The 15,997-nt window shown below is 64.0% G+C and carries 13 protein-coding genes and 1 pseudogene; 10 read left to right on the top strand and 4 right to left on the bottom strand.

The genetic code is table 11. The annotated features are described in order from the left end of the window. Positions 1-83: 83 nt before the first annotated feature. Positions 84-554, top strand: a pseudogene (locus EV665_RS29355) (IS3 family transposase); the annotation flags it as partial. Between the two features lie 58 nt (positions 555-612). On the opposite strand, the gene EV665_RS29360 reads toward EV665_RS29355, so the two are convergent. Then, complete coding sequence (locus EV665_RS29360; RefSeq protein ID WP_133036861.1) at positions 613-1,419, bottom strand: DJ-1/PfpI family protein; 807 nt, start codon at positions 1,417-1,419, stop codon at positions 613-615. An 85-nt stretch (positions 1,420-1,504) separates the two neighbouring features. On the opposite strand from EV665_RS29360, the gene EV665_RS29365 reads away from it, so the two are divergent. Both EV665_RS29365 and EV665_RS29370 read left to right on the top strand, forming a co-directional pair. After that, positions 1,505-1,906, top strand: coding sequence for a rhodanese-like domain-containing protein (locus EV665_RS29365; protein ID WP_133036862.1), 402 nt, complete (start codon positions 1,505-1,507; stop codon positions 1,904-1,906). Continuing rightward, the gene (locus EV665_RS29370) at positions 1,903-2,346 is read left to right on the top strand and encodes a GNAT family N-acetyltransferase (RefSeq protein WP_245507872.1); all 444 of its coding nucleotides are present in this window, start codon (positions 1,903-1,905) and stop codon (positions 2,344-2,346) included. Before EV665_RS29365 ends, EV665_RS29370 begins: the two co-directional genes overlap by 4 nt. Positions 2,347-2,601: 255 nt before the next feature. Here EV665_RS29370 and EV665_RS29375 read toward each other — a convergent pair whose 3' ends face one another. Genes EV665_RS29375 through EV665_RS29385 form a run of 3 tightly spaced genes read right to left on the bottom strand, consistent with a single transcriptional unit; the run spans position 2,602 to position 5,166 of the window. Beyond that, positions 2,602-3,933, bottom strand: coding sequence for a sensor domain-containing phosphodiesterase (locus tag EV665_RS29375; RefSeq protein WP_162853206.1), 1,332 nt, complete (start codon positions 3,931-3,933; stop codon positions 2,602-2,604). A 43-nt stretch (positions 3,934-3,976) separates the two neighbouring features. Further along, positions 3,977-4,669 (bottom strand): response regulator transcription factor, encoded by a 693-nt coding sequence (locus tag EV665_RS29380; RefSeq protein ID WP_162853207.1) that lies wholly within the window; start codon positions 4,667-4,669, stop codon positions 3,977-3,979. A gap of 5 nt (positions 4,670-4,674) precedes the next feature. Continuing rightward, entirely contained in the window at positions 4,675-5,166 is a 492-nt protein-coding gene (locus EV665_RS29385) for a hypothetical protein (protein ID WP_133036865.1), read from the bottom strand. Positions 5,167-5,360: 194 nt separating this feature from the next. Between EV665_RS29385 and EV665_RS29390 the strand changes: the two genes are divergently transcribed. From EV665_RS29390 to EV665_RS29420, 7 genes are all read left to right on the top strand, one after another. Beyond that, positions 5,361-8,189, top strand: a complete 2,829-nt coding sequence (locus tag EV665_RS29390; protein ID WP_133036866.1) for a hybrid sensor histidine kinase/response regulator — start codon at positions 5,361-5,363, stop codon at positions 8,187-8,189. Positions 8,190-8,338: 149 nt separating this feature from the next. Beyond that, positions 8,339-9,205, top strand: coding sequence for a helix-turn-helix transcriptional regulator (locus tag EV665_RS29395; protein ID WP_133036867.1), 867 nt, complete (start codon positions 8,339-8,341; stop codon positions 9,203-9,205). A gap of 91 nt (positions 9,206-9,296) precedes the next feature. Beyond that, positions 9,297-12,272 (top strand): xanthine dehydrogenase family protein molybdopterin-binding subunit, encoded by a 2,976-nt coding sequence (locus tag EV665_RS29400; RefSeq protein ID WP_133036868.1) that lies wholly within the window; start codon positions 9,297-9,299, stop codon positions 12,270-12,272. Next, positions 12,269-13,096 (top strand): FAD binding domain-containing protein, encoded by an 828-nt coding sequence (locus tag EV665_RS29405; protein ID WP_133036869.1) that lies wholly within the window; start codon positions 12,269-12,271, stop codon positions 13,094-13,096. The genes EV665_RS29400 and EV665_RS29405 overlap by 4 nt, the downstream gene beginning before the upstream one ends. Then, complete coding sequence (locus EV665_RS29410) at positions 13,084-13,596, top strand: (2Fe-2S)-binding protein (protein WP_133036870.1); 513 nt, start codon at positions 13,084-13,086, stop codon at positions 13,594-13,596. Before EV665_RS29405 ends, EV665_RS29410 begins: the two co-directional genes overlap by 13 nt. Beyond that, on the top strand, positions 13,589-15,106 hold the full coding sequence (locus EV665_RS29415; protein ID WP_133036871.1) for an AMP-binding protein: 1,518 nt from the start codon (positions 13,589-13,591) through the stop codon (positions 15,104-15,106). Before EV665_RS29410 ends, EV665_RS29415 begins: the two co-directional genes overlap by 8 nt. 37 nt (positions 15,107-15,143) lie before the next feature. Beyond that, on the top strand, positions 15,144-15,950 hold the full coding sequence (locus EV665_RS29420; protein WP_133036872.1) for an enoyl-CoA hydratase/isomerase family protein: 807 nt from the start codon (positions 15,144-15,146) through the stop codon (positions 15,948-15,950). Positions 15,951-15,997 lie beyond the last annotated feature (47 nt).

Consider the following 15,997-nt stretch of genomic DNA (forward strand, 5'->3'; position numbering starts at 1 on the left):
GGCCATGGGCCAAGGTTGAATAGAGAGCCGTATGCGCTGAAAGGTGCACGTACGGTTCGGGGAGGAGAAGCGCATCCGCGCTTCTTACTCCACTCCCGATGCGACGCGGCTTCCTCTACCTGGTTGCCATCATGGACTGGTTCAGCCGCAAGGTGCTGGCCTGGCGTCTGTCGAACACGATGGACGCCGACTTCTGCGTCGCCGCCCTCGAAGAGGCGATCGCCCGCCACGGCAGGCCCGACATCTTCAACACCGATCAGGGAAGCCAGTTCACCAGCTTCGCCTTCACGACGACGCTGAAGGACGCGGGCATTCGCATCTCCATGGACGGGCGCGGCCGCTGGATGGACAACGTCTTTATCGAGCGGCTGTGGCGCAGCCTCAAATACGAATGCGTCTTCCTCAGCGCGTTCGAGACGGGAAGCGAGGCCCGCAGCGGCATCGGTTCATGGATCGAATACTACAACCGGCGACGCCCGCACTCGACCTTCGGCGGCAGGACACCCGACGAAGTCTATGCTAGGGCACAAATGACGGAGCGACTGGCGGCGTAGAAACCAACCCGATCCACCTTAGCCAAGCCGCCGAACTGTCTCACCAAGCGGGACCACCTCACCGTTCGCCGACGATCCATTCCCCGGGAGGTACTCCTGTCGCCTCGGTAAATCGTCGCACGAAGGTGCGAAGGCTCATATTGCATTCGTTCGCCATGCGTCGCAACGTCCAGGCTGATTGCAGTTCTGTCCGAATCTTATCGAGAAGAGGCGCAATCGCCGACTGATGCGCCACTGGGACTGGTCGCTCCAGAAACTGCGCTTGTCCGCCGGTACGATGGGCTGGCATCACGAGACGTCGCGCAACCGAGTTGGCCGCATCGGTCCCGAAGTCCTGGCGGACGATTTCGATCAAGAGGTCAATCCCGGCTGCGCTTCCGGCCGAGGTAGAGATGCGCCCATGAGAGCGATAGAGCGAGGCAGAATCCACGAGGATATCCGTATAGCGGGCTTTGAGGGCATCGGCGTAGCGCCAGTGCGTGGCGACGGTGGCGCCGTCGAGGAGACCCGTCGCCGCCAAGACAAATGCTCCTGAACAGATCGATGCCAATCGCGCGCCGCGTGCATGGGCATCGCGAAGAAGGTCGATCAAGCGTTGAGGAACCGCTGCATCAACGCCCCGCCATCCTGGGACCACGATGATATCGGCGTCACCGATCAACTCCGCACCATGATCAGGCATGAGCAAGAAGCCACCGTGAGCGCGCAGCGGGCCGTCGTCGACTGCGCAGCTTGCGAACCTGTACCAGTTCTTGCCCATCTCGGGACGAGTCAGTCCGAAAATCTCCGCAACGATACCGAACTCGAAAGTGCAGAGCCCGTCATAGAGAAGCGCGACAACAAGGGGTCCGGTGCTGTTTGGCATGATATGCCTGTACTATGTCATTTATGCCAGTTGCAAGAGTCAACATGTTTTGGCCAGAGTAAAGCTCATTCCAAAGGAGCCTACGATGTCCAACGCCGTCATTTCCATACCCGCCGCACCAAGCGACATCGCCCGTGAACATTTCGCAGCCGAGTTCTCCTTTGAGACAGATTGCTGGGATGTTCACGACGCACTCGCCCGCGAGCCGGGTTTCGTCCTGCTCGACGTTCGTGGTCCTGCCATGTTTGCCAAGGGCCATGTGCCGGGCGCGATCAATTTGCCCCACGGCAAGATCACGCGCTCAAAGCTGGAACGCTGGCCCGAGGACACGCTCTTCGTCACCTACTGCGCAGGACCTCACTGCAATGGAGCGGCGCGTGGAGCGCTTCGTCTTTCGGAACTCGGGCGGCCGGTGAAGATCATGGCCGGTGGCATCACAGGGTGGATCGACGAGGGCTTCGAACTGGCAGAAGGCTTGGACGAGTGAGTTACAAAATTCGGAAGCCCTCTGTCACAGACACTTCACAGCTCTTCCATTTGATCCGCGATCACGCGGCGTTCGAAAAGAGCGCCGCAACTCTCAGCGAAAGCGATCTCGCGCGCCTGCAGTCCGAGGGCCAGGCGGTCCGTTTCCTTGTCGCGGCCGAGGGAAAAGACCTCCTCGGCTATGCGGCTGTGACATTCGACTGGTCCGTCTGGCGAGCAAGGCGGTATGCGCATCTCGACTGCCTGTTCGTTGCGCAAAGGCATCGTGGGCGTGGCGTCGGCAAGGCTCTGTTAGAAAGAGCAAGAGAGGACGCGGGCGTAGAGGGGATCGACAGGATTGAATGGCAGACACCCACGTGGAATCAAGGCGCCGTCCGCTTTTATGTCCGTGAGGGAGCCACTTTCCAAACGAAGTTTCGTTTCAGTATCTCGGTGTCGTGACAGGATGATCGGGCCAGACTTCGGCCGGCTTGCACCGAGCTTTACGGCAGGGCTTGGTGGTTCCTCGGCGCATGGGAGGACCTTAAACTGGCGCCTTGTGGCGTAAACTTCAGCTACTGAGATGTTAAGGTGGCACTCCAACTGACGGCTGCCTATCGCCTTGATTGGATTTGAACCCCAGCCACGTTTTTAAGAGATTACACTACAAGAATTTTCCAGGCCATTCACCTACCCGCACTTCGCAATGACCGGTTTTCATTCAGGAGAAAACTGCCATTTGGATGCACCGGCCGGTCGGCCGAAAAGGTAGCCCTGGCCGTAGTGGCAGCCCAGCTCCTGCAGGGCCTGGCGTTCTGCCATGGTTTCCACACCTTCGGCGACGATGTGTTTTCCCATGGCCTTTGCCATGTCGACGATGGCCTTGACGATGGCGTGGTCGGCGTTGGAGCTTGTCATTGCTCGCACGAAGGAACCGTCGATCTTGATCTGGTCATAGGCAAGCTCCTTCAGGTGCACGAGGGACGCAAAGCCGGTGCCGAAATCGTCGAAGGCGACGATAAAGCGCGCCACCCGCAGCGCCTCCAGCTGCGTGCCGATATCGCCGCCCTGCTCCGACAGCATCACCCCTTCCGTAACCTCGATCTGGATGCGATACGGCGACAGCCCTGCCGACCGGGTCGCGCCCAGGATTTCTTCGACAAGGCCGGGGCTGCCCGGCAAGGCCATGAACTGCGCCGACGAGACGTTGATCGCGATATGGCCGAAATCGATGCCGGCTGTCTCCCACGCCTTGGCTTGCGCGACGGCTCTTTGCAGCACCTGGCTGCCGATGCGCCTGGAGAGGGTCGGCTCGTCGAGCGCCGCTGCAAAAGCCGCGGGTCCGAGTACCGAACCATCGGCTTTCCTGAGCCTCAACAGGGCCTCGAAGCCGACGCGCCGGCCCGTATCGAGGGCGATCTTCGGCTGGTAATGGAGCACGAAGCGATCCTCAGCGAGCGCCGCTTCGGCAAGCGCCAGCGCCGCCTTGTCAGCTTTCGCGCGATCGATCCTGCCTTGGTCGATCCGGGATAGCAGATACCGGTCTTCGGTTTGCAGGAGCCTTTCTACGGCGCAACGCGCAAGCCGCTCCAGCAAGCCGCGCACGTCGGCCCCAAGGCGCCTGGGCACGCGGTCGAGAACGCAGAGCGAGCCGAGGCGAAGCCCCGGCTCGATCTCCAGCGGCACGCCGGCATAAAAGCGGATCCTGTCGCTTCCGGTCACGAAAGGGTTGTTTGCAAAACGGACATCGCGCGCGGCGTCCGGCACCACGAAGGGTATCGATGCGCGGATCGTGTGGTCGCAGAAGGCGTCCGCCCTGCGGGAGCCATCCCCTTCGATGCCCCGCTTCGACTTGAACCACTGGCGTTCACCGTCAAGCAGGGTGATGAGGCCGATCGGCGTGTTGGCCGCCAGGCAGGCGGCATCGATGAGCGCATCGAGCACCGGATCGGCGCCGGATGACACGGTGGAGAGTTCTCTCAGACGTTTGAGACGAGCCGCTTCGTCCGGCCGGGATCCGTCGGGTCCGACCGCTTCGGCGGAATTCACATGACGATCAAGATACTGAAGCATATGGCTCTTCCACCCCCTGCTATTGCTGGATATCGCTCAGGCGATAGCCCACGCCGCGGATCGTCTTGATGGCATCGCCGCTTGCGGCATCGAGTTCCGCCAGCTTGCCGCGCAACCGGTTGATATAGACGTCGATCGTCTTGTCGCGCGGGTCGTATTCGCGAAAGAGCGCCTGGCGGGCGATGCACGACTTTGGGCAATCCTCGCCGCCGCCGGCATGGAGAACCTGCAATATCCGCCCTTCGAGCGCCGTCAGTGGCTGGCTGGCCCCCTCGAACTCCATCGACAGGCGTCCGATGTCGCAATCGACATTGCCGATCCTGAATGCAAGGCTCTGCCGCAGGGCGCTACGGCCCAGGCGTGCCTCGTGCAGGCGATGGACGCGGGCGCGCAGTTCTTTCACGCTGAACGGCTTCATCACATAATCGTCCGCACCGACGCTGATGGCGTCTGCGCGGCTGTCGGCATCGCCTGCGCCCGAGATCATGATGATCGGCACATCGGAGCGCGCGCGCGCCTCGCGCAGCAGTTCCAGCCCGCTCCCGTCGGTCAGGTTGATATCGATGAGGATGCAGTCATAGGCGGCCAGCTCGTTCGAATGGATGAGGCGGTTCGCCTGCCTTACGGATGTGAGGCAATCGAGCCGGTCCCGCGAATCCGACCAGTTCAGCCGCAACATATCAACGACGTCGCGCTGATCTTCGATGATCATGATGTTCATTGTCTTTTCGGGTACCTGGTGTTTTGGCCCATGCTTCCGTCCCGGGCGTCATAGGGCGCGGGTAGAACTGGCCGCAGCGCTGGCTGCACATTATTGCTTGCTGATATGGTTGTTGGGCTGAGGCTTTCCAAGGTGGAGAACGGGGACTCCATACGTGCCAGCCGATTGACGAAAGCCGGCCTCAACTCCTTCAGGAAGCAAAGGTGCAAGACCCCCGGATCCCGTTGAACGACGATACTGCCAATCACCACGTCAAAGCTGCCGATAACGAGATAGAGATGATCCGGGATTTGCGACTTGCCGATGCGCACCGTTGCGCCGCCCTCGCTCAATTCGATGATGAGGCAGCGGATGATCTGCGTCTTTCGCATCCATCTGCCGGGGAAGAGCAGATTGCAAAAGAGCATGACGCTGCGGCGGTACCATTTGCGGCCGAAATAGTCGGATTCGACGCGGCTAAGGTAGGTCGTTCTCTTTGTGGGTTTCACCGGCTCACCTCGATGCTTGCCCGCATCTCTTTCCCGTCAGGGCGAGAAATACGGCTCTTGGTGGCATCGATTAGACCGGCCCTCCCTTAAGCGACCGCCGCGCCAAATTTAAAAAAGGTTAAACTACAGCGATCCTGGATGGATTGCGGCGCCATTGGCGATTATCGACGGGTTGGACCCAACGACGACTGAGGATGATGCAAACCATGCGACGGGCATACGCAATCGCTGGCACGATCTTTCGCTTCCCTCTGACCGGTTTCAGGCAATGCGCAGCGGACCGGTTCACCGCAGGATTGCTTGCAGGCGGCCTCTCCGCTCTCGTTCTCGCGTGGCCGTCGAAGTATCTCTGGCTCTGGATCGTCGGCGCCGCGCTCTTCATCGCCTTGCGGCTTCGTCACGGCGCGGTCGAGCCGAGGCCGCGCGATCTCTACGGGAACCAGGCGCTTCTCGATATCGCCGGCAAGGTCGCGAAGCTCGGCGGATGGGTGGTGCACCTGCCCGACCGGCGCATCGAATGGTCGGATGAAATCTGGGCGATCCACGAGCGACCAAGGGGCAAGACAGTCACGCTCGAAGAGGGGATCGGCTATTTCGCACCGGAATGGAGAGATACGATCACGCGGCACTTCGAAACCTGCGTCGCAACCGGCCTGCCCTACGATATCGAGGTGGAGATCATCGATGGCGCGGGCCGGCGGAAATGGGTTCGCGCCATCGGCGTTGCCATCCGCGATGACATGGGCCGTATCTCCCGCATCCAGGGCGCCCTCCAGGATATCGACGAACGCAAGCGGCTGGAGGATACGGCAAGGGATCTCGAGCGACGTTTCGCCGAGTCGATGGAAAACATCAGCGATGCCTTCTTTCAACTCGATACCGACTGGCGCTTCACCTATCTCAACCATCAGGCCGAGCGCCTGCTTGAGCGCCCGCGGTCGACGCTTCTGGGTCGCCCGATCTGGCAGGAATTTCCCGAAGCCTCATCCGGCATCATCCGGCAGCACTACGAGCGCGCCGTCCGTGAGAACAGGACGGCCGATTTCGAGGTCTTCTACGAGTCGCTGAACGCCTGGTTCTCGGTCACTGCCTATCCGGGTGCGGGAGGGTTGACCGTCTATTTCCGGGACGTGACGAAACGGCATGCGGCCGACCAACATCTGCACCTGCTGGAAATGGCGATCTCGAGGATTGAAGACTTCGTCATCATCACGAAAGCCGCATCGCAGCCCGGGGACCGGCAAGCGATCGTCTATGTCAACGACGCCTTCGTCCGGATCACCGGCTATTCGCCGCAGGACGCGCTCGGTCGCTCGCCCGGTTTCCTGCAGGGGCCGCGGACCGATGCCGAGACCATCGAAAAGGTCAATCGCGGCATCGCATTGCCGAGGCCGATCCGGGCCGAAATTCTGAACTACGCCAGGGACGGCCGTGAATACTGGGTGGACATGAGCATCGCTCCCATTGTCGGTTCCGATGGAGGCGCCACGCATTTCGTTGCGACCGGTCGCGACATAACGGAGAAGAAGAGAGCAGCGGAACGGCTGGCGGAAAGCGAGGAACGCTTCTCGATCGTCGCGATGATGACGACGGACGCGATCTGGGACTGGGACATTGCGACCGGTCGTGTGCAATGGAACAGCAACATCGCATCCGTCTTCGGGCATGACGACGTGCCTGTTGAGGACGGGTTTCGGGAATGGGAATCGAGGATCCACCCGGACGACCGCGAACGCGTTGCCTCCAGCGTGCTTGCCGCGGTGGACGGCGCGGTCGACACGTGGCTGGAAGAATACCGCTTTCGCCGGGGAACGGGGACATATGCCGAGGTTCTCGACCAGGGCCACATCATCCGCAATGCCGCAGGCGCGGCAACCCGGATGGTCGGCGGCGTGCGCGACATCACCGAGACTCGGCTGAACGAGGCAAAACGGTTGCAGGCACAGCGGCTGGAAGCCATCGGCCAGCTGACGGGCGGCGTCGCCCATGACTTCAACAACCTGTTGACTGTTATCATGGGCACGGCGGAGACCTTGGCCGACGAAATTGCTGATCCGCGACTGTCCGCGATCGCGCAGTTGAACCACAAGGCTTCGCGGCAGGGCGCCGCCCTCACGCGCCAGCTCCTCACCTTCGCGGGACGGCAGCCTCTCGAACCGGCGTCCCTCGACATCAACACTTCCATCCGGGCCATGGAGGGTTTGCTGTCGGCGGCACTTGGCGAAACGATCATCCTGCACCTTGATCTCGATCCGGCGGCAGGTCACGTGAGAGCGGATGCGGCACAACTGGAAGCGTCGATCATGAACCTTTGCATCAATGCCCGCGATGCAATGCCCAATGGCGGCAGGGTGAGCATTTCGACGGCGCGAAGCGGCGACGATGCCATGGTCCGGATCTCCGACGATGGCTTTGGCATGGACACGGAAACGCGCGCAAAAGCCTTCGAGCCCTTCTTCACTACGAAGCCCTTCGGCAAGGGCAGCGGGCTCGGTCTCAGCATGGTCTACGGCTTCGTGCGGCAATCCGGAGGTCGGATCAAGATTGAATCGGAGCCCGGCAAGGGAACGACCGTTTCGCTGTCCTTTCCCCGTCTGGCGTCGACGGACACGCCTGCCGAACCCGTCACGAACCGGGTGCTGGGGGGTGGCAACGAGCGAATTCTCGTCGTCGAGGATGATCCGATGGTCCGCGACTTCGCCGCCGGAACGCTCGTTTCGCTCGGCTATTCCGTCACCAGCGCGGGCGATGCAACGGAAGCGTTGCGGATCCTCCAAACGGACGGCCCCTTCGATCTCGTCTTCTCCGACGTGGTCATGCCCGGTCCGATCGATGGTCGCGCCCTGGCGAACGAGGTCAGGACCCAGCATCCGAACCTCCCGGTCGTCCTGGCAACCGGCTACGCCGACATCGAACGCATCGGCGCCACCTCGCGGTTCCGGCCGCTGGCAAAGCCCTACACGCGACGGCAGTTGGCGGATGCCTTGCGGGAGGCGATCGAGGCGTCGGGCGGTAATCGATGAGCGCCCAGCCAAAATGTGGCGCGCCCGCGCCTTGAGAAGTTCTCAGAAGGCTCAGGCTCGTCGGCCTGAAGGATTCCGATCAAAACCGGTTTTGAGGGCTGAAACCCGTCCGGACTTGCAGTTTCTGCGAAATGGCCAATATTTGAGCAATGTCGAATGCTCTGCGCATCGCACGTGGCCGCTTCGGGAGAGTGGCGCTGCTGGATATGGATCGGCCCCTTGTGCGGCACGCGCACCCGCATTGCCATGTCCTGTTGAAGGTCGAGGGCGCCGATACGCAGTTTTCGGTGCGCGACCGGCTCGTGCCACTCACCGATGAAAGCGCCGTTCTGATCAATGCCTGGGAGCCGCATGCCTATGCGCACGACCAGTCACGGCCGAAGACGGTGATCCTCGCGCTCTACATCGAGCCACAATGGCTCGGCCATTTCCGGCCGAACTGGGCGGCAAGCCATGCGCCCGATTTCTTTGCCACCAATGTCGGTGCCATTACGCCCGATATTCGTTCGCGCACGCGCACGCTTGCCGAGGCCATGGTGAAGGAGCCGAACAGTGCCGAGGCGCACGAGGTGCTTCTCGGCGAGCTGATGGTCGCCGTCATCGAGCGTTTCGCCGACTGGCGCGCCGTGCCGAACTCGATCCGCGATCTCGCATCCCGTCCCCTGCTCGACTTCCGCATCCGAAAGGCTGTCGAGCGCATGAAAGCGGCACCGGGTGAGATCGCCGATCTCGATCTGCTCGCGACCGACGTCGGTCTCTCTCGGGCGCATTTCTTCCGGCTGTTCGAGACGTCGATGGGGGTCACGCCGCGTGTCTTTCTCAATGTCCAGCGGCTCGAACGGGCGGTCACGGCCGTTGCCGACGGCACGGAAAGCTTTGCTGCGATAGGCGACCAGCTCGGATTTTCCGTGCCGGCGCATTTCTCGCGCTTCTTCCACGATCACGCCGGCTCCTCGCCGAGCATCTTCCGCAATGTCACCCGGCTCACCGCAAGCGATTTTGAGACTCCTCGGTAAGGTCTGATACCTCTCGGTATCGCCCGATCGGCCGCCCTTCGCCACCCTTTGCTCCACGGCACCCCTTCACGGACGGGTGCGGGAGGAGCGAATGACGAGATTGGAGATGACGGGGGCCCTTGTCGGGCGAACCGTCGAACGGGTCGAGGATGCCGGGCTATTGACCGGCCGCGGCCGCTACATCGACGACCTGCCGGTCCGGCGCGACACCGCGCATATGGCGATCCTGCGCTCGCCGCATGGTCATGCCGGGATCCGGGCGATCGATACGACCGCCGCCCGCGCGCTGCCCGGCGTCTTTGCCGTCATGACCGGCGAGGACGTGGCCCGGCTCACGCGCAGCATGACGGTCGGGGTCAAGGCCAATGTCGAATGCTGGCCGATCGCCCGTGACCGGGTGCGCTATGTCGGCGAACCCGTTGCCCTTGTCGTCGCCGAAAACCGCTATGTCGCCGAAGACGCACTCGACCTGATCGACGTCGACTACGAGACGTTCAATGCCGTCGTCGATCCCGAAAAGGCGCTGGCGGCCGATGCACCGGTGCTGCATCCCTCGCTCGGCAGCAACCTCATCAACGAACGCACCTTTCGCTATGGCAATCCGGAAGCAGCCCTCGCGGAGGCGGCCCACCGCATTTCGATCCGCATCGCCTATCCGCGCAATTCCTGCACGCCGATAGAGACCTATGGCGTTATCGCGGAATACGAACCCGGCGAAGACGCCTATGACGTCACGGCAAATTTCCAGGGTCCGTTCTCGATCCATGCGGTGATCTCCCGCGCGCTGAACGTGCCGGGCAACCGCATGCGGCTTCGCACGCCGCCCGATTCCGGCGGTTCCTTCGGCATCAAGCAGGGCGTCTTTCCCTATGTCATACTCGCCGCCGTCGCCGCCCGCGTTTCCGGGCGGCCGGTGAAATGGATCGAGGACCGGCTCGAACATCTGACTGCTTCCGTTTCTGCGACCAACCGCGTCACGACGCTGGAGGCGGCCGTTGCCGCGGACGGCCGCATCACGGCGCTTAGCTGGGATCAGCTGGAAGACTGCGGCGCCCATCTGCGCGCACCGGAACCGGCGACGCTCTACCGCATGCATGGCAACATGACCGGCGCCTATGCGATTGAAAACGTGGCCATCCGCAACCGCGTCGTGCTCACCAACAAGACACCGACCGGGCTGAACCGCGGCTTCGGCGGACCGCAGATCTATTTCGCTCTCGAGCGCCTCATCCACAAGATCGCCGACGAACTCGGCCTGGACCGTCTCGACGTCATCCGCCGCAATCTCGTGCCGGCCAACGCCTTCCCCTATCGCACCGCGACCGGCGGGCTGCTCGATTCCGGCGACTACCAGACAGCGCTCGACCGCGCCTGCGCTGAAGGCGGCCTTGAAGCTCTGCGGCAGCGACGCGACGCTGCACGCGCCGAAGGGCGGCTCTATGGTATTGGCTATGCCGCGGTGGTCGAGCCGAGCGTCTCCAACATGGGCTACATCACAACCTTGCTGACGCCGGAGGAGCGGGCGAAGGCCGGACCGAAGAACGGCGCGCAGGCGGTGGCGACCGTCGCCATCGATCCGCTCGGCTCCGTCAACGTCAAGGTCGCATCGGTGCCGCAGGGCCAGGGCCACCGCACCGTTCTGGCGCAGGTGGTTGCCGAGCGGCTCGGACTTGCGATGGAAGCCGTGCGCGTCAACACGGAACTCGACACGGCGCGCGACGCCTGGTCGATCGCGTCCGGCAACTATGCCAGCCGCTTCGCGCCCGCCGTTGCAGGTGCCGCAGCCCTTGCAGCCGACCGTATCCGGTCAAAGCTTGCAACGATCGCCGCCGGTCAACTCAACATCACGGCGGATCGGATAGACTTCAGGGCCGGAAAGCTCGTCGATCGCGACAATCCAGACAATGCCGTCTCCTTCGGCCGAGTCGCGGCGGCAAGCCACTGGGCGCCCAGTACGCTGCCCGAGGGCACCGGCCAGACGATCCGGGAAACGGTGTTCTGGACGCCGGACCAACTTCAGGCACCGACGGCGGCGGACGGTATCAACTCGTCGCTCTGCCACGGCTTCATCTTCGACTTCTGCGGCGTGGAGATCGACCGGGCGACCGGCCAGATCAGCATCGACCGCTATGTGACGATGCACGATTGCGGCCGTATCCTGCATCCCGGCATGGTCGATGGCCAGGTGCGCGGCGGCTTTGCCCAGGCCGTCGGCGCGGCACTCTACGAGGAATATGCCTATGGCGGCGACGGCAGCTTCCTGACCGGCACGCTCGCCGACTACCTGATCCCGACCGTCATGGAGACGCCGGAGCCGCTGATCCTCCATCACGAGACGCCCTCGCCCTTCACGCCACTCGGCGCCAAGGGTGTCGGCGAGGGCAATTGCATGTCGACGCCGGTCTGCATCGCCAACGCCGTCGCCGATGCGCTCGGCGTCGAGGACATAAGACTGCCGCTGTCGCCGAGCCGGGTCAGCGAATGGCTCTATGGCGAGGAGCGCCCGCGGACGGCGCCGCAGAATGCAGCACCGGTCGCGACCGGCGCCTCCGGCGAGCGGATGCTAACCGGTTCGGGCTCGGCCGAAGTTACCGCCACCCGCCAATCCGTCTGGGCGATGCTGCTCGACCCGAACACGCTGAAGGCGATCATTCCCGGCGCGCATGAGGTCCGCAAGGTCTCCGACACCCATTTCCGCGCGGAGGTGACGCTCGGCATCGGACCGGTCAAGGGCCGCTACCGCGCCGACATCCGCCTCTCCGACATGGTCGAGCCGGAAGCCGTCACGCTCTCCGGCGGCACGGAAGGCGCGCTCGGCTCCGGCTGCGGCACGGGCCGCGTCACGCTGACTGAAACGGCGACCGGCACCCGAATAGACTATCGGTATGAGGCCGCGATCGGCGGCAAGGTCGCCTCTGTGGGCGGCCGACTTCTCGACGGCGCGGCGCGCGTGGTGATCGGACAGTTCTTCCAGGCGCTTGCCCGTCACGCCGGCGGCGGAGGGCCTCCCAGCGCCGCCGCCGGCCTTATCCAGCGGCTTGTCGCCCTGTTCAGGAGACGCCGATGAAACCCGCATCCTTCGATTTCCTCTGTCCGGACACGCTGGAGGAGGCGCTTGCCGCGCTCGCAGACGGCGGCGGCGACGCGCGGGTGATCGCCGGCGGCCAGTCTCTGGTACCGATGCTCAACATGCGGCTCGCCCGACCGTCCCTGCTCGTTGACATCATGCGGCTTGAAGCGTTGCGCCGGATCGAGACATCGGGCGACGAGATCATCGTCGGCGCCGGCGTGCGGCAGGCCGAACTGGAAGCCTGGACAGACCTTTCGCGCGACCTGCCGCTTCTGGCCGCCGCCTTCCCCTGGCTCGGCCATGTGCAGACACGCGCGCGCGGCACGGTCTGCGGCTCGATCGCCCATGCCGACCCGAGCGCCGAGCTGCCGCTTTCACTGGTCACGCTCGGCGGCGCGGTCAGCCTGCGCAGCCGCAAGCAGAAGCGCAGGGTCGAGGCGGACGACTTCTTCATCGGAATGATGGCGACCGACCTTGCGGAGGGCGAAATGATCGAGGCCGTGCATTTCCCGAAGGCGAGACCCGGCTGCGGCTATGCCTTTCGCGAGGTCGGCCGCCGGCATGGCGATTTCGCCATCGTGGCCTCTGCCGCCATTGCCGACGAGAAGGGCCTGCGGCTCGGCATTGCCGGTGTCGACGACCGGCCCCGCGTCTTCCCGCTGCCGGCGCTTGATAACGACCAGTTCGACGATGCCATCAACGACATCGCCTGGTCGCTGAACGCCCGCGACGACATTCACGCAAGCGCCCGCTACCGGCGCGAACTGGTCCGCAGCCTCGGCCGCGAGACGCTGAAGGAGGCAAGCCGATGCCGCGCCTGAACGCTGCCCGTAAACACACGATCGACTTCACGCTGAACGGCAAGGCGGTCAGCGCGGAAGCCGAAAACCGCATGCTGCTCTCCGACTTGCTTCGCCACGAGATCGGGCTCACCGGCACCCATGTCGGCTGCGAACACGGCGTCTGCGGCGCATGCACCGTGCAGATCGACGGTAAGCCGGCGCGTGCCTGCCTGACGCTCGCCCAGCAGGTGCGCGGCAGCGATGTCAGGACCGTCGAGGCGCTGGCGCCAGACCCGGCGGTGCTCTCGCCGCTTCAGGCGGCCTTTCGCCGCCACCACGGCCTGCAATGCGGCTTTTGCACCCCCGGCATCCTGATGTCGCTCGACGCACTCTTGCGCGAGCAGCCGGACGCGGGCCGGGAAGACATCCGCGAGCACCTCTCCGGCCATCTCTGCCGGTGCACGGGCTACGCGACCATCGTCGAGGCGGCGCTGGCCGCCGCGGAGGAACAACGCAAGGAGGAGACACCGAATGCTTGATCTTGGAACGAGCTTTCTTGCGAGCGTCGAGCGCGACCCGGACGCGCTCGCGATCGTCGATGGCGAGATGCGACTGACCTATCGCGACTGGTACGGCAAGGTTTCGGCGCTTGCCGCGGCCCTCGGCGAGACCGGCCTGACGCGGGGCGACCATGTGCTTACCGCCATGCAGAACCGCTGGGAGAACGCGTCGCTGCACTGGGCCTGCCAGTTCCTCGGCCTGATCGTCACGCCGCTCAACTGGCGGACGAAGGCCGACGAAATCGACTTCGGCATTGCCGATGCCGATGCGAAGGCCGTGTTCTACGAGGCTTCGACCGAAGAGGCCGTACGCCAGTCCCGCCTTGCTCAGGACCTGCCGCAATTCTCCGCCGATACGCTCGCCCGCATCATGGACGGCAGCGCCCCTGATGCGACGCCGATGGCAGACGCCGCAGACTGGTCGCTGATGCTCTATACGTCAGGCACGACGTCGAAGCCGAAGGGCGTGCCGCGCCGCCACCGGGCCGAACGCGCAGGCGCCGTCGCCCACGTGGCGCAGAACCTTTACCGGCATGGCGAGCGCACGCTCGGTGTCATGCCGCTCTACCACACGATGGGCGTGCGCTCGCTGATCGCCTCATCGTTGATCGGCGGCACCTTCGTCTGCCTGCCGCGCTTTGACGTGGCGAAGGCGCTCGACCTCATCGAAGAGGAGAAGATCACCAATCTGTACCTCGTGCCGACGCTCTACCACGACCTCGTGCATCACGAGGCGTTCTCGCCCGAACGCGTCGCCTCCGTCACCAAGCTCGGCTATGCCGGCGCCTCGATGACCGACGGGCTCCTGAAGCGGCTCGACCAGACCTTTCGGCCGGAGCTCTTCGTCAATCACTACGGCTCATCAGAAATCTACACCTTCACCATCGAACAGAAGGCCGCGGGCAAGCCCGGCTCCGCCGGCCGCGCCGGCATCAACCAGACGATCCGGGTCGTCAAGCTCGGCAGCCGCAACCCGGACGAACGGGCGGCCGTCGGCGAGGAGGGCGAGATCGTCGCCCTGATGAAGAGCGACGAGGCCTTCGAGGGTTACTGGAACCGGCCCGACGCGGATGCCAAGGCGCTTCACGGCGGCTGGTACTTCACCGGCGACACCGGGTTCAGCAACGCGGAGGGCGACCTCTTCGTCACCGGACGCTCCGACGACATGATCATCACCGGCGGCGAGAACGTGTCACCGGTCGAGGTGGAAAGCTGCCTGTCGCTGCATGAGGGCGTCGCGGAAGTCGCCGTCGTCGGCCTGCCCGACGAGCGCTGGGGCAAGATCGTCGTCGCCTTCGTCAAGCGGCGCGGTGATGTCACGGCCGAGGATCTCGACCGCCATTGTCGCGAATCCGGCCTTGCCAATTTCCGCCGCCCGCGCCGCTTCGTCTTCGTCGAGGCGATCCCGAAATCCCCCGTCGGCAAGCTGCTGCGCCGCCTCCTGGTTGCCGGCGAATACACCGAAGAACGCATCCCCGAGCATCAGTGAGCGGCCGGACGCCGCCAGACCCACGAAAGGACATCGCATGGCCGAACAAGCCACATTCCAGGACCCCCGCCTTGCCGAACTCGACGGCTTCACCGTCACGATCGACGCGGCCCGCCAGCGCGCCGACATCACGCTCGACCGGCCGCCCTACAACGTCGTCTCGATGCTCGCGCGCGACCAGTTGCGCCTCGTCTTCGAGGCGCTCGACAAGGACGACCGCATCCGCATCATCGTCGTTGCCGGCAAGGGCGAGCACTTCTCGTCCGGCGGCAACATCAAGGGCTTCCTCGAGGCAAGCCCGGAACACGTGTCGCACCTCGCCTGGAACATCGCGGCGCCGGCCCGCTGCTCCAAGCCAGTGATTGCCGCCAACCGCGGCTATTGCTTCGGCGTCGGCTTCGAACTGTCGCTCGCCTGCGACTTCCGCATCGCGACCGAGACCACGCGCTACGCGCTGCCCGAGCAGAAGCTTGGCCAGATCCCCGGCTCCGGCGGTTCGGCCCGCCTCCAGAAGATGGTGGGTGTCACCCGCACCAAGAACATCGTCATGCGCTCGAAGCGGATCACCGGCCAGGAGGCCTACGACTGGGGCATTGCCTCGGAGATCGTTGCGGATGCCGATCTTGAAAAGGCCGTTGATGCGCTCGTCGAGGAACTGATCGGCTTCTCGCCGCTCGCCCAGCGCACGGCAAAGAAGCTGCTCAACGACACGGACGATGCGCTCTTGTCGACGGCCATCGAGCTCGAGGGCCATTGCTACAGCCGGCTTCGCACATCGGAGGATTTCCGCGAAGGCGTGCTCGCCTTTCACGAAAAGCGCGCGCCGGCCTTCGTCGGGCGCTGAACCACTGGCCGGGCGGGGACCCGGCCACGTTTTCCACGAGGAGGGAG

The organism is Shinella granuli, assembly GCF_004341885.1.
GTDB lineage: Bacteria > Pseudomonadota > Alphaproteobacteria > Rhizobiales > Rhizobiaceae > Shinella > Shinella granuli.